Genomic DNA, 14,328 nt, shown 5'->3' on the forward strand with positions numbered 1-14,328 from the left:
AGGCAAGAGTTGGCGTGTTTTGCTTAATGCAATGTTTAAAGAAGACTTCCATATTTAACAAATTTACCAGGTGAAGTGCCTACCTGCTTGGTGAAGCTGCGAATAAAATTGGCATAATCTCCAAAACCGGATTGATAACAGGCCTCTGTAATACTTAAACCTTCGATTAAATAAGATTTCGACAGCTCTATACGGCGACTAAGAATGTATGCTCGAATCGTGAGTCCGGTATGCTTTTTGAATTGTCGACTAATATAGCTGCTATTTGTGAACATAGCCTCTGACAATTGTTCGAGCGTCAGTTGCCTCGTCAGATTACATTCAATGTAATCCATCGTGTTTCGAACTAGTTCAGGCATAATATCCGTTGCAACAAAATCCGTATTTTGAAAAGTTAGATTCGTTAGAAGAAGTAGCTGTGTAATCAAAATATTCCTCAGAATATCCGCTCCATAGTCACTTGATGAGAGACACTGTTCAAGCTCGCCAGCTAATTGTAGCACTCGTTGAAGTTCGTCCTCTTCAAGATGTACGATATTACCCTTACCCTTGGGACGGTAGTCGAAACATGCGGATAAGTTGGTGCTTGAAGTAGACAAGCGGTTCAGATATGACTTTTTCAGATTTATGGTAATTCTCTCATATTCGTTTTTGTCCAAGGCAAAGGAACGGTGCATCTCCTCCGGGTTAAGAACGAGCAGATCTCCACGTTGCAAATGGTAACAACGGTTCTCAATATAGAAATTCACATTGCCACGAAGAAACAAGTAGAGTTCATATGCATTATGTCGATGATAAAACGTTCCCATATTATACGTGGTGGTGCGATGAAGGTACAACAGCTCATTCTGGATTGGATCAAACAGGTATTCTGAAGTCTCATTCATATCAGATATATGACCTCCTTGTCGTTTCGCGCAATAAATATAGCCGTTTGTGCAATGAAATTGCAGACGTGAACCTATAAAATGTAACCATCCTAGCATGATGGATACATAATTGCAAGCGTTTCCACTCAGGTGTGTACAACGCGATTGGAGGAAAAGATGGATCTGATTTTCACGGCTAGAAGTAGAGCGCAGGACAACGTAGAGTACACGGCATTGAATAAGCATGCTCTCAAGGCTGACGTAAAAGTAACAAGCGGGAACGGCAGTGCAGAAGACCCATGGCAAGCCGACATTCAGATTTACAACGAGGGCCAGAATGCCTGGGCAGGGGTTATTCATGTGGAAATGCCGTTGGACAAACAGAATCCGAGGTTTTTTTTACCTGCATTTATGTATGGCCGCAACCGGGGCGAAGCACCTCAGAATGTTCCAAATGAGTTCCCCAGGCTAAGGGAGGGCAGTCCTTCTCGTCCTTCATCACCCTGGTGGATGGTAAGAAGTGATCGTCTGTCTCATCCAGCTGCACTTATCTATGATGAAGGTCGGATTGTTGGTCTAAGCGCAAGTCCCTACTGGATCAATACAGGAAACCAGAAGCAGCAATGGTATCCAGGAATGGAAGGAAACTTTGTGCAATATGGGGGATTCTCATGTTCTATTAAAAAGGGTACGGTCGGATATACGTTGGGATATGAGAATGCTCCGTTGTTATTTATCAAATCCAGACTTGTCCATGAGCGAGCTGCCCTTGGAGAAAACTGTTTTGAACTTGCTGCAGGTGAATCGATTGGGCTCACACTTGAACTATATAACTACGAGTCTGAATCAGAACTGGGCATCAATCCAGCACTGGAAACAATCTATAAGAGGTATCACGAAAAACCAAGAGAAGGAAGTGACACTCAGACAACGGTAACGGATTTGTCCAATGCCATCTATGAGTATGCCTGGCTTCCGGAGGATCGTCATTACTCTACATTTGTATATGAAGATGCTGCTGAAACCGGTGGCTACCGATACAACAAAATTATCTCAATCAGTTGGACAAATGGTATGACCATCGCTGCACCAATGCTTATGGCCGCACTGCGCCTGAATAATGAGCCCATGCGACAGCAGGCGTTATCCTGTATTACCAATATTATCGAGAATGCCATGAATCCCGAATCCGGACTTCCGTATGACGCTTATCAGGATGGGATCTGGAGTGTTAAAGGCTGGTGGTTCGACGGCATGCGTACCCCAGGACATTCCTCTTACCTTGTAGCTCAAGCGATGTTCTACATTCTGAAAAGCTACGATTATGAGAAGCGCATTCGAAATGTGAGACACGATGATTGGCTTGCTTACGTCAAGCAAGTACTTGATCGTCTGGAGTGCACGAAAAACACGGATGGAGAATATCCCACCATTTTGTCAGAGCGGACCGGAGCAGGTCTTGAATATGATGCTTTTAGTGGAGTCTGGTGTCTTGCTGCCAAGGCATATTACAGTTGGTTAACCCATGATGAATCTTCTCTGGATGAGCTCAGACGCAGTGAAGCCCACTATTACAATACCTATGTGCAACATATGGAATGTTACGGCGCTCCGCTGGATGCGGACAAAGCTGTTGATTCGGAAGGCATTCTGGCTTACATCAAAGCTGTTCGGTTTCTGCACGCGTTGACCGGTGACGAGCTGCATCTAGATCACATGAGAGATGCGATCAGTTATGAATTCAGCTTCAAATTTTGTTACAACTCACCTATTAAGATTCCGCCACTCAGTACATTAGGCTGGTCCAGTTCCGGAGGAAGTGTTACTTCAGTAGCTAATCCGCATATTCACCCTATGTCCAGCAATCTAGTGGATGAGCTATTGTATTATGTTGGACAGAGGGAAGAGAATTATGTTCGTCAACGTATGATGGATACCATCGGGTGGGGTTGTCAGACCTATAATCGTTATGATCAAGAATTCGGCTATGGCAAAAAAGGATGGATGTCTGAACGCTTCTGTCATTCGGAAGGACTGGTCACTGAAAAATATGCGGATGGTACACCAGCCAGCACCTGGTTTTGCCTGATGCCATGGGCCAGTGGATCGATCATCGAAGGCCTCGTTGGCGACTATTGGGATTATGCACGACATGAATGAATGTATTATGCAATAACTACAACAGTCACCATATTAGATTCCGCCGATAGGGAGACACGCTACCGGCGGTTTATTTTCGTTGGAGGAAAGGGGACACACGGATGTTAAAAGTATTACTGGTAGATGACGAGATGTATGTACGAAAAGGGCTGTATGAACTCATAAATTGGATGGATCTTAACATGGAGATTATCGGAGAGGCAGAGAACGGTGCAGAGGCATTAAATCTGATTAAATGCCTGCAACCAGACGTGATTATAACAGATATCCGCATGCCAATCCTGGATGGACTGGAACTGATACGTGCCGTAGAGAAAATACCACATCTGGAACCTGTGTTCATTATCATCAGTGGTTATCATGACTTCAAATATGCACAGCAGGCAATCAGGTACGGCGTTCATGACTATATCCTGAAGCCTATTGATGATGAAGAACTGACGGCGACGTTGCAGAAGTCAGCTAATCTGATTTGCAATAAAAGAAAACATATTCTTTTGGCTGAGGGACAGGCCAGTAACATCATGCTGGAGGATGTGATCAAGGGCCATGTACAGATGGAAGATGAACATCGATATGCCGAGATGCTTGGGATCAATCGTAACTCCAGTCTGCTCATGACTTTGATCGAACTTCAGACCGGATTAGATGCAATTAAAATTACCATTGAACAGCTACGTGAAGCAGTACATTCTCTGGAGAGTAATTTATGCAAAATGTTCATCAGTGAGCAACAACGCGGCATGTTTGCATTATTACTGTTGTGGCCTGATCATCATCAAGGGGGCTCGGCGTTACAGGATAAACTGCATAATATTCATATAACACTGAGCAAAAGGTTTAACCTGGATATCGGTCTTTACGCAGGAACACTTGTCAAAGAGATTGGTGATGTCACACAATCCCTTATGGCGGCTGAAGAAGCAGCCAAGCATAAGTATGCTGAAACTGGAGGTATCGTACGTTATACGGAGATCAAGGACAAACCGCTGTTTGTTTTCAATGTATATCAAGACGAGGTGGATCAATTAATTTTGAGCCTGGAAGAGGGGAATAGGTCAGCTTATCACAAGGTTGTAGAAGAGAAATTCAAATTGTTTCATATGAATCGATTTTCTCCTCAGGCTGTATCGGGTTCTCTTTTGCGTTATATAACGGGTATTCTTGCTGTAGTCCACGAAATGGGTGGGAATGATGAAGGGTTGCAGCAGCTAAAGGAGCTGGCACAACAAAATCATGAAGGTTGGAATTTACGACTTTTGAAGAATGCATTTCTCATCGCGTTGGAGGAAGCCGAGGATTATGTCTCTCATTTACGAATGGAGCGATCCAAAGGAGATATCAGCAAGATCAAACGATATATTGATGCAAATTATACCGAGAACATCAATCTCAAAAGCATTGCTGCGCTCTTCTACATGAATCCCGTTTATCTAGGGCGGTTATTCCGCAAAAGTTACAATCAATACTTCAATGACTATCTGCTGAACCTGCGGATTCATGAGGCGAAGAAGTTATTACGCCAGACGGATCTGAGAATGTACGAGGTTGCTGCACGTGTAGGATTTCAGAATGCGGATTATTTTGTAACCCAGTTTGAGAAACTTGTTAAGTTATCGCCTACAGAGTATCGCAATCTCCTTATGGGAAATGAGCAGCGAGGTGCACAATGCCAAGATGGAACCTGAATTACATGAAGCTTCGAGATAAGCTACTGCTCATGTATGTCTTATCTGTGTTTATTCCCATCGTTGTCACCAATGTGGTGTTTTACAATGTCACATCCGCCAATATTCGTAGTCAGAAAACTCGTGATGCTGGCATGGCCTTGAACAATCTGAAGAACGACCTGCGGGTAACCATTGATCAGGGCGTCGGTCTCTCTTATTCGTTATATACTGACCCTGTATTCAATGACACCATCTCCCGTTCATTTCAAAGTCATTTTGAGTATATTGACGCTTATAATTCCTATCTAAAAGGGCAATTCTCCGGTCAAATGAATCAGGGAATTCGCTGGTATCAAGTGTATACCGATAATTCTACCATTTTATCTTCCGGTTATATTGATCGTTTAACTGACGAGGTCCGCAATTCGGACTGGTACGTTCAATTTCAGGCATACTCCGCCCCTTATCCGGCATTGATCTCATCGGATCAGATGTTAAGTCTGGTTCAAAGGCTCGACAATCTGGACACTGGGGGGAGAGAGCAGTTACTTAAAATTGACCTGAATATGGATATGATCAAGCAGTATTTCCACAACAGCGGATTTGATGGAAAAGTGTATCTTCTTGATCCGGGAGGACACATCCAATTTTCAAATGATCCTACAGCAGAAGCTCAGATAGGGAAACGTTACAGTGAGATCCAGTTTCCGAACAAAATGATTCCCTTTGAACTTACGTATACAGGCATTAACTATCTGGAAGGGTGGTCCCTACATGGAGTGATGGATGAAGAAATTGTGTTGAAGGAGGTGCGGAAGTCCCGTTCCTTCGTCGTATGGCTGGCTTGCATTAATTTTGTCCTGCCTTCTATTATCATCGCGGCGATGTCCAGATCCATCCATGTCAGGCTGGTGCGTATTCTGAAACATATGAAAAAAGTAAAAACACAGAATTTCCAGACGATTCCGCCTGAAGATGCAAGAGATGAAATAGGTCAACTCACGATGGAATTTAATCGAATGACCGAGACGATCCATAACCTGATTCATGAGGTATATCTCGCCGACATCCAAAAGAAAGACCTGGAGTTGAAGCAGCAGGAAGCACAACTTCATGCGCTCCATAGTCAGATCAACCCACATTTTTTGTTTAATACGCTGGAGTCGGTACGTATGCGGAGCCTCATCAAAGGTGAGAAAGAGACTGCCAAAATCGTGCATAACATGGCCAAGATGTTCCGCAAGTCGATTAGTTGGAATCAGAATGATGTGACAGTGAAGGAAGAATTGGAACTCATCGAGAGTTTTTTGCAAATTCAAAAATACCGCTTTGGAGAAAAACTCCAATATACCATTGAGGCAGATCCTGCGGTACTGATGTACCGAATCCCCAAGATGGTTATCCTTCCCTTTGTTGAGAATGCAAGTATTCATGGAATTGAGTCATCTCCGGGAGTAGGCATCATTCAACTCTTCGTTTCAATGGAAAATGACCAGCTCCATATCAGACTAACGGATAACGGTATAGGGATGTCACAAGCAAAATTGGAAGAGTTGTTAAGTTACTTGGATCAAAACACCGATATGGGAGAGCATGTTGGCATGAAAAATGCGTATAGTCGCTTAAAACTTTGTTATAAAAATCACTTTACATTCGACATCCAGACATGGGAAGGAGAAGGTACGCGTATCCAAATTAAGCTTCCGCTTGATCCATCAGCCATGCCAGGCGACTAAATACGAGGGATATACTTTTCAAAGTAGGAGGTACACTTTCATGGGTAACTTTGAAAGCGCTATCTTGATATATTGAGAAGGCTTAAAGACACAAACAATACTTTAAGGGGGCATTTGCTACATGTTTAGAAAAAAAAACATTATAACAGGTCTGGCCATTTTACTGGCTGTAACCCTGGCAGGTTGTAATAAAGCCAGCCCGGAAGCCTCTTATCCTGACAGTAATGACAACACCCCGGTCACCTTTAAATATTTCACGTTTGGCGGTGGGAAGAAGGACATTCTGGCAAGCAGCACGACCATTGGCAAGAAGCTACAGGAACAAACAGGCGTTGACTGGAAGATGGAATATCTGGTGGGCGACGGTGCAACCAAGGCAGGTGTAATGATTGCGAGTGGGGATTACCCCGACATCATCGACTCCAGTGGTGAAATGGCCAAATTGATGGATGCAGGTTCTTTTATCCCGCTGGATGAACTGATCGATCAATACGGGCCTAACATCAAGCGGGTATACGGGTCTTATATGGACAAATTCAGACAGGAGGATGGAAAGATATACTTCTTGCCATACACTGCCAACATCGGTTATGTGTCAGAGCCTAATTTTCAGACCGGCTTTTATATTCAGCGTGCTGTGTTAAAAGAGTTTAACTATCCCAAGATCAAAACGCTGGACGAATATTTTGACTTGATTGAGCAATACAAGCAAAAGCATCCGCAGATCGATGGAAAAGAAACCATCGGCTTCGCCACACTTGCTGGTGAATCGGGCAGCTTTTTCACACTGCTAAATCCGGCTATGCATCTGGCAGGTTATCCAAACGATGGCAGTGTGATGGTGGATATGCAGAGTCATGAAGCCAAACTGGTAGCCGGATCTGATTATCAGAAACAATGGATTCAGAAGCTGAGCGAGGTTAACGCACAGGGGATGTTTGATCCAGAATCCTTCACAATGAACCAGGATCAGTATCTCGCCAAGTTGACGTCCGGTCGGGTGCTGGGATATTTCAGTTACTCCTGGCAAGTTGGAGACGCAACGAACAACCTCAAGAAGGCTGGTATTGACGATAAACGATACGTATCTCTACCGATCGTATTTGATGACAGTGTCAAAGATCAGTATGTGGACCCGCCAGGTTTTGTGAACAACTACGGTGTCGGAATTACCGTAAATGCCAAAGATCCCGTGCGAATTATTAAATATTTTGATAATTTGCTCAAGGAAGAAAACCAGATTCTGGTTCAATGGGGTGTTGAGAACGAGACGTATAGTGTGAATGATGAGGGCCGCTTTTACTTTGAAAATGATGACCAACGCAAAGCACATGAAGATCCGGAATTAAGTCGTAAATTCGGCTTTGACTATTTTAATTACAGCTGGCCTCGTTACGGGAATAACTCCGTGCTGGAGGATGGCAACGCCTATGGACCGGGCAACCAACCAGAAGTGGCTACCTTTAGTTACACGGACGGTGACAAGCTGTTGTTAGAGAAATATGGTGTGGAGACATTCACAGAACTATTCAGCACACCGGATGAGCGTCCTTGGTCTCCTGCTTGGTCTATTGCACTGGAGCAGGGCTCTCCTGAACAGATTTTTATCACCAAGGCAGAAGACCTCCAGAAGAAATATTTACCCAAAATGATTATGGATTCGCCTTCCACTTTCGAGAACACATGGAATGAATATATGAGTCAATTGAATCAACTCGACAAGAAAACATACGAAGCTACGATAACACAGGCAGTTAAGGATCGTGTAGCTGGCAAATGGTGAGTGTAATCCACAAGAGAAAACACGGAACGGGGGAATATTCACATGTTAAAACCAAAATTTAGAACAGCGGGTTTAGCTGTATTACTAACAGCTTTGCTGGCTGGGTGCAGTCAAAACAGTTCGTCATCAGCGCCTTCAGCCACAGGTGATGATGAGAACAGTCCAGTCACGTTCTCGTATTACATGTTCTCTCCAGGCAAGAAGGATGTTCTGGCAAGCGAAACTACCATCGGTAAAGCGTTGCAAGAGCAGACGGGTGTGGACTGGAAGATGGAATATCTGGTAGGTGATAGTGCTACAAAAGCCGGTGTCATGATTGCCAGTGGAGACTATCCTGATGTCATTAGCTCCAGTGGTGAGATGTCCAAGTTACTGGATGCAGGTGCCTATATTCCGCTGGATGATCTGATTGAGGAATACGGTCCTAATATCAAAAGGGTGTATGGACCATATTTCGATAAAATGAAAAATGCCGAAGATGGTAAAATCTATGCTCTGCCTTATACGGCTAATCAGGGTGAGTATTCAGGTAGTCCAAATGTGGGCGGAGGAGCTTTCTGGATTCAACGATCTGTGCTCAAAGAGTTTGATTATCCCAAGATCACTACACTGGATGAATATTTTGATCTAATTCAGGATTATAAGGAAAAACATCCAACTGTCGACGGTGCAGACACAATCGGATTTGTGTCACTTGCGGGTGTGGCTAATAACTTCTTCACACTGCAAAATCCAGCGATGCATCTTGCCGGTTATCCGAACGATGGCAGTGTCATGGTCGACATGACTACCCATGAGGCAAAAGTTGTCGCCGGAACAGATGCCCAGAAAAAATGGATTCAGAAGTTGAATGAAATCAATGCTCAAGGCATGCTTGATCCGGAATCCTTTACGATGAACAAAGACCAGTACTTGGCCAAGCTGACTTCGGGTCGTGTGCTAGGATACTTCAATTATGGCTGGCAGATTGGGGATGCATCGAAAAACTTGCTCTCTGCAGGCATTGATGAGAAGCGCTACGCTCCACTTCCGATTGTGTTTGATGAAGGAATCAAGGATCAGTATGTGGATCCTCCCGGCTTTGTCAACAACTATGCAACAGGTATCTCGGTGAATGCCAAAGACCCTGTTCGTATCATCAAATATTTTGATAATTTGCTGAAGGAAGAGAATCAGGTTCTGGTGCAATGGGGAATCAAGGATGAGACGTACAGTGTGGATGAAAAGGGCCGATTCTATTATGCAAATGAAGATCAACGCAAGGCTCATGATGATCTGGAGCTCAGCCGTAAATTCGGGTTCACCTACTTTGGGACAGACTGGCCGAAATATGGCGGTGAATCTACACTAACCGATGGTAATGCTTATAGCCCTGGCAACCAGCCAGAAGTAGCCGCTGCATCTTACACCGAGGGAGACAACAAGTTCCTTGAAGCCTACGGTATCCAAACCTTTAGTGAATTATTTAACAAACCGGAAGAGCGGCCATGGTTCCCCGCATGGTCCATCGCCCTTGAGCAAGGATCACCTGAACAGATCTTCACCACCAAATCGGATGATCTGCAACGTAAATACTTACCGGAAATGATCTTGGGAGCACCATCGAATTTTGATAAGCTGTGGGATGCCTACATGGCTGAATTGAACAAATTGGACAAAGCTGGTTATGAAGCGACCATTACCAAAGTTGTGAAGGATCGTGTAGCAGGAAAATGGTAATACGAACACTTTAAAACAAACTGTTACATGCGCAGGAGAAGACGAAAGAGCATAAACTCCGGCTTCTCCTCGCATGAATAACAGCACAGGAAAGGAGCAGGTTCACCGTGGAGAAACCTAATGTCTCCCTTAACTCGATGCCTCCAGCCTCGAGTCCGAAGGGAACCAGAGCACACTCGTTCTTTAAGCGACTTGTGCAGCAACGAACGCTTGCCTGGATGTGTATTCCTTTTGTCATCTGGGCTTTTATCTTCAAGTACCTGCCGTTATGGGGATGGACCATGGCTTTTCAGAATTTCAAACCGGCAAGGTCCTTCTCGGATCAGCAATGGGTAGGTTGGCAACATTTTAGTACGTTATTTGAAGACAATACCTTCTACCGGGTGCTGCGAAATACACTCGTTATGAGTTCCATTAAACTGGTGTTGGGATTTGTGACAGCAATTACGCTGGCTCTCTTGTTGAATGAGCTGAAAAATGTCATATTTAAACGTTTTGTGCAAACCGTCAGTTATCTGCCTCACTTTATCTCGTGGGTTGTTGCTTCCAGCATTGTATTAACAGTCCTGTCACCAGACGGAATTATCAATCTGCTGCTGATGAAGCTTCACCTGATTGACAGTCCGGTACTATGGATGGGGAAAGGAGAATACTTCTGGGGTATTCTGGGGGCAACTGAGGTCTGGAAAGATGTCGGTTGGAACACCATTATCTATCTGGCAGCAATTACGGCAATTGATCCGGCGCAATATGAGGCTGCCGAGATTGATGGAGCCAGTCGCTTCAAACGGATGTTATATATCACCCTGCCTGGCTTGAAACCGGTTATTGTGATCTTGTTGATCATGAACATGGGAAGTATTCTTGAATCCGGATTCGAACCGCAATATCTGCTGGGTAACGGGATGAATATGGACTATTCGGAGAATCTGGACATCTTTGTACTGAAATATGGATTAGGGATGGGGAACTTTTCCTTAGGTACAGCAGCTGGCATATTCAAAACTGTGGTCAGCTTCATCTTCCTTTTCTCGGCGAACTATATAGCGAAAAAAATGGGAGAGAGCAGACTATTCTAAAAGGAGGCCTATGCCATGCGTAAAGGAAACACATCCCGCTTGCGGAATAGCAGCACCGGGGATCGAGCGTTTGACACCTTTAACATCATCTTCATGGTATGTCTGATGATTGTGACGATCTATCCCTTTGTTAATATGATTGCCGTATCCTTCAATAATGCAAACGATGCCATTCGGGGTGGAATATATCTATGGCCTCGTGTATGGACACTGGACAACTACAAATACATTTTTGGCGAATCCGATATTTATCACGCAACTCTGATCTCAGCGCTGCGTACGATCATTGGAACCGTGGTGTCCGTCTTCTGTACAGCCATGCTCGCGTATACGGTTAGTCGTCAGGAATTTGTGCTTCGCAAGTTTGTTACGATGTTTTTTGTATTCACCATGTATTTCAGCGGGGGGTTGATCCCCGGTTATCTGCTGATTCGAGACCTTGGATTGATCGGTTCCTTCTGGGTATATATCATTCCGGGTGTAATCGGTGTCTTCAATATGATTGTCATCCGTTCATTTATTGAAGGTCTTCCTGAAGGCATTCTGGAGTCAGCCCGTATTGACGGGGCAGGGGAGTTCACGACATTTATCCGCGTTGTCCTGCCGCTAACGATTCCCGCAATGGCAACCGTATCACTCTTTGTAGCTGTGGGACAATGGAATTCCTGGTTCGATGTATTCCTGTACAACTCTTCCAATAAAGAATTAAGCACATTGCAGTATGAGTTGATGAAGATTCTGCAAACTTCGACAACCTCAGCGACTTCATCAGCAAGTGATGCTTATCAGTCTGCCGAAAGCAATGCAACGGCGGTCACACCAACCTCGATTCGAGCGACCATGACCATTATTGCAAGTGTTCCTATTCTGATGGTGTATCCGTTCTTACAGAAATACTTTGTCCAGGGTATGACGATTGGTGGCGTGAAGGGATAGTCATGACCTGAATATAATTTCATTGAACTTATGAAAACGCAACAAACTATACCGTAGTAACGTCTATTCATCCATAGAATACAACAGGAGTGAAACAAATGCATGTAAAATGGATGACGATTATTGGTGCCGTTGTTGGCTCTATGCTTATAGGGGTGGGAACGGCAGCTGCGGAAGAAACGTTTGTTGATCTAAAGTATTCAAAGTGGGCAGAGGATGGCATCACGTATATGGCGAAACGGGGAACAGTAGCCGGATACGGCAATGGGATCTTCAAGCCAGAGGCACTTGTGACAAGGGCACAAGCTGTCACTTTTATGGTGCGCGAGCTCTATTCAGATCAGCTTCAAAGAGCAGTGGAAGGCACAACTTATTCCGATGTTCCAACTACACATCCTTTCCATCGAGAAATCATGATAGCTGCTAAAAATGGACTTGCAAGTGGTTTTCCTAACGGAACTTTCCGTCCGGATGCACCACTTAGCCGCGCAGAGACTGCGGCCTTCCTTACACGGGCATATGCACTCGTGGAAGGTAAGAACGCCGCAAAATGGACAGACACGGACAGGCATTGGGCAGCAGCACCCATTCTTATTATGAGTTCAAATGGCTTGGTCGGCGGTTATTCAGATGCCACCTTCCGTCCGAATCAAGCTGTCACGCGTGCTGAATATGCCGTATTTATGGCGAGAGTAATTCGCTTCGAACGTGAAGAGGCCATTCGGACACAAGATTGGGACAAACTGATATCCTATATGACGGTAAGCGAGCAAGTTGGTCAGATGCTTATGCCCGACATTAGGCAATGGAATGGTAAAGCGACAACGACCGTTAATGAGGGGCTGAAACGCACGATCCATGATCAGGACTTGGGCGGACTTATTCTTTTTGACAAAAATATTGTAGACGTGACGCAGCTTACAACGTTCACACATGATATACAAAGAGAAGCAGGTGACATTCCTCTATTTCTTAGCATCGACCAAGAAGGAGGCGTTATTAAACGAATACCAGGAGGTACGAACCTTCCCGGTCAGATGGCGCTTGGCGCAACTGGAGATGCAACACTAGCCGAAGCAGCTGGTCAGCTGACAGGAGAGGAGCTGAAGGCACTGGGATTGCAGATTAATTTTGCGCCAGTGCTGGACATCAACAGCAATCCAGATAACCCCATCATTGGTATACGGTCGTTTGGCTCGGAGGCGGATTTGGTGACACGGCTTGGTCTGGCAACAATAAAAGGGCTACAGCAATCAGGGGTGATGGCGGCAGTTAAGCATTTTCCGGGACATGGAGATACAACGGTAGATTCCCATCTTGGTATGCCTGTGCTTGCCCATAACCGAGAACGGCTTGATGCGGTAGAATTAAAACCGTTTCGGGCTGCAATCAAAAATGATGTGGAGATGATTATGACCGCACATATTGCTTTCCCTGCCATAGACAACGAACATGTCACTTCGCTCAAAGACGGTGAACGTGTGCCGATTCCTGCCACCTTATCGAAAAAGGTACTGACAGGACTTCTTCGCGGAGAGCTTGGATACGAAGGTCTCATTGTGTCGGATGCCTTTACCATGAATGCAATTGCAGAGCATTTTGGGGAGAATCAATCGGTAGAACGCGCCGTTTCCGCAGGTGTTGATATCATCCTTATGCCAAAAGATTCAGCAGCGGCCCATCAAACGCTGGTAAACGCGGTGAACAATGGAACGATCAAGGATGAAACCATACATGCATCTGTGAAACGAATCTTGGAGATGAAAGCGAAATATGGTTTATTTGAACGCAGTCAAACTCTTGCGCAAAAGCTAACTCAGCTTAACGGTATCATCGGATCGAAGGCGCACCGAGCAGTGGAGCAGACAATCGCAGAGCGAGCGGTCACTGTACTCAGCAGTCGCAAAGGTGTGCTTCCTGATCCAATTCAGCAAGGCGACCGGGTTGTTATTGTCGCAGCTGAGCAGGAACAGGCGAAACAGCTTGAGAAACAACTGTTGCAAGCCGCTAATAACCTGTCGTTAAAGACTGAAATATCACTTGTTGGACAAGGCAACATGAATGAAACGCTCCAGGCGATTGGCAAAGCCAATTATGTCATTCTTGCTTCTTACCAATTCCGCAATGTGGCCAGCCAGTTCGGGTGGAGTGATTATCAAACCTTGATTAATGCAATGAACGAGAGTAATCAGCGATACACGCTGTTGTCTCTCGGTAATCCTTACGAAACGATCTATTTGCAGAACGTGCGCTCAGGAATTGCTGTGTATGGAAAGCAGGAGCCCAATACGTCTGCCGGGATCAAAGTATTGCTTGGTCAACTGAAAGCTGGAGGACAATTACCCGTACTAACGGATTAACGCTTAATTAATGAAG

The 14,328-nt window shown here is 44.8% G+C and carries 9 protein-coding genes; 8 read left to right on the forward strand and 1 reads right to left on the reverse strand.

The features are described 5' to 3' along the window. Positions 1 to 35: 35 nt before the first annotated feature. On the reverse strand, positions 36 to 887 hold the full coding sequence (locus ACETMN_RS15545) for an AraC family transcriptional regulator (RefSeq protein WP_036671148.1): 852 nt from the start codon (positions 885 to 887) through the stop codon (positions 36 to 38). A gap of 159 nt (positions 888 to 1,046) precedes the next feature. Between ACETMN_RS15545 and ACETMN_RS15550 the strand changes: the two genes are divergently transcribed. The 8 genes from ACETMN_RS15550 to ACETMN_RS15585 all read left to right on the forward strand — a co-directional run bounded on the left by ACETMN_RS15550 (position 1,047) and on the right by ACETMN_RS15585 (position 14,312). After that, positions 1,047 to 3,029 carry a hypothetical protein gene (locus ACETMN_RS15550; protein WP_411736316.1) on the forward strand — a complete coding sequence of 661 codons (1,983 nt, stop codon included), beginning with the start codon at positions 1,047 to 1,049 and terminating at the stop codon, positions 3,027 to 3,029. Between the two features lie 101 nt (positions 3,030 to 3,130). Next, entirely contained in the window at positions 3,131 to 4,717 is a 1,587-nt protein-coding gene (locus ACETMN_RS15555; protein ID WP_411736317.1) for a response regulator, read from the forward strand. A 5-nt stretch (positions 4,718 to 4,722) separates the two neighbouring features. Beyond that, positions 4,723 to 6,435 carry a sensor histidine kinase gene (locus tag ACETMN_RS15560; RefSeq protein WP_411736318.1) on the forward strand — a complete coding sequence of 571 codons (1,713 nt, stop codon included), beginning with the start codon at positions 4,723 to 4,725 and terminating at the stop codon, positions 6,433 to 6,435. Between the two features lie 121 nt (positions 6,436 to 6,556). Then, positions 6,557 to 8,218, forward strand: a complete 1,662-nt coding sequence (locus ACETMN_RS15565) for an ABC transporter substrate-binding protein (protein ID WP_036615821.1) — start codon at positions 6,557 to 6,559, stop codon at positions 8,216 to 8,218. A gap of 42 nt (positions 8,219 to 8,260) precedes the next feature. After that, on the forward strand, positions 8,261 to 9,937 hold the full coding sequence (locus ACETMN_RS15570) for an ABC transporter substrate-binding protein (RefSeq protein WP_411736319.1): 1,677 nt from the start codon (positions 8,261 to 8,263) through the stop codon (positions 9,935 to 9,937). Positions 9,938 to 10,074: 137 nt separating this feature from the next. Next, entirely contained in the window at positions 10,075 to 11,016 is a 942-nt protein-coding gene (locus ACETMN_RS15575) for an ABC transporter permease (protein WP_047844314.1), read from the forward strand. A 15-nt stretch (positions 11,017 to 11,031) separates the two neighbouring features. Beyond that, a complete protein-coding gene (locus ACETMN_RS15580) occupies positions 11,032 to 11,952 on the forward strand; it encodes a carbohydrate ABC transporter permease (RefSeq protein WP_036615816.1) in 921 nt (306 codons plus the stop codon). Positions 11,953 to 12,050: 98 nt separating this feature from the next. Beyond that, a complete protein-coding gene (locus tag ACETMN_RS15585) occupies positions 12,051 to 14,312 on the forward strand; it encodes a glycoside hydrolase family 3 N-terminal domain-containing protein (protein ID WP_411736320.1) in 2,262 nt (753 codons plus the stop codon). Positions 14,313 to 14,328 lie beyond the last annotated feature (16 nt).

The sequence above is a fragment of the Paenibacillus sp. M2 genome (genome assembly GCF_046713495.1).
Taxonomy (GTDB): domain Bacteria; phylum Bacillota; class Bacilli; order Paenibacillales; family Paenibacillaceae; genus Paenibacillus; species Paenibacillus amylolyticus_B.

What these genes read in the sequence shown, in the direction of transcription:
- ACETMN_RS15545 (WP_036671148.1), bottom strand. Translation starts at nt 887, where the DNA reads ATGAATGAGACTTCAGAATACCTGTTTGATCCAATCCAGAATGAGCTG.
- ACETMN_RS15550 (WP_411736316.1), top strand. Translation starts at nt 1,047, where the DNA reads ATGGATCTGATTTTCACGGCTAGAAGTAGAGCGCAGGACAACGTAGAG.
- ACETMN_RS15555 (WP_411736317.1), top strand. Translation starts at nt 3,131, where the DNA reads ATGTTAAAAGTATTACTGGTAGATGACGAGATGTATGTACGAAAAGGG.
- ACETMN_RS15560 (WP_411736318.1), top strand. Translation starts at nt 4,723, where the DNA reads ATGAAGCTTCGAGATAAGCTACTGCTCATGTATGTCTTATCTGTGTTT.
- ACETMN_RS15565 (WP_036615821.1), top strand. Translation starts at nt 6,557, where the DNA reads ATGTTTAGAAAAAAAAACATTATAACAGGTCTGGCCATTTTACTGGCT.
- ACETMN_RS15570 (WP_411736319.1), top strand. Translation starts at nt 8,261, where the DNA reads ATGTTAAAACCAAAATTTAGAACAGCGGGTTTAGCTGTATTACTAACA.
- ACETMN_RS15575 (WP_047844314.1), top strand. Translation starts at nt 10,075, where the DNA reads ATGCCTCCAGCCTCGAGTCCGAAGGGAACCAGAGCACACTCGTTCTTT.
- ACETMN_RS15580 (WP_036615816.1), top strand. Translation starts at nt 11,032, where the DNA reads ATGCGTAAAGGAAACACATCCCGCTTGCGGAATAGCAGCACCGGGGAT.
- ACETMN_RS15585 (WP_411736320.1), top strand. Translation starts at nt 12,051, where the DNA reads ATGCATGTAAAATGGATGACGATTATTGGTGCCGTTGTTGGCTCTATG.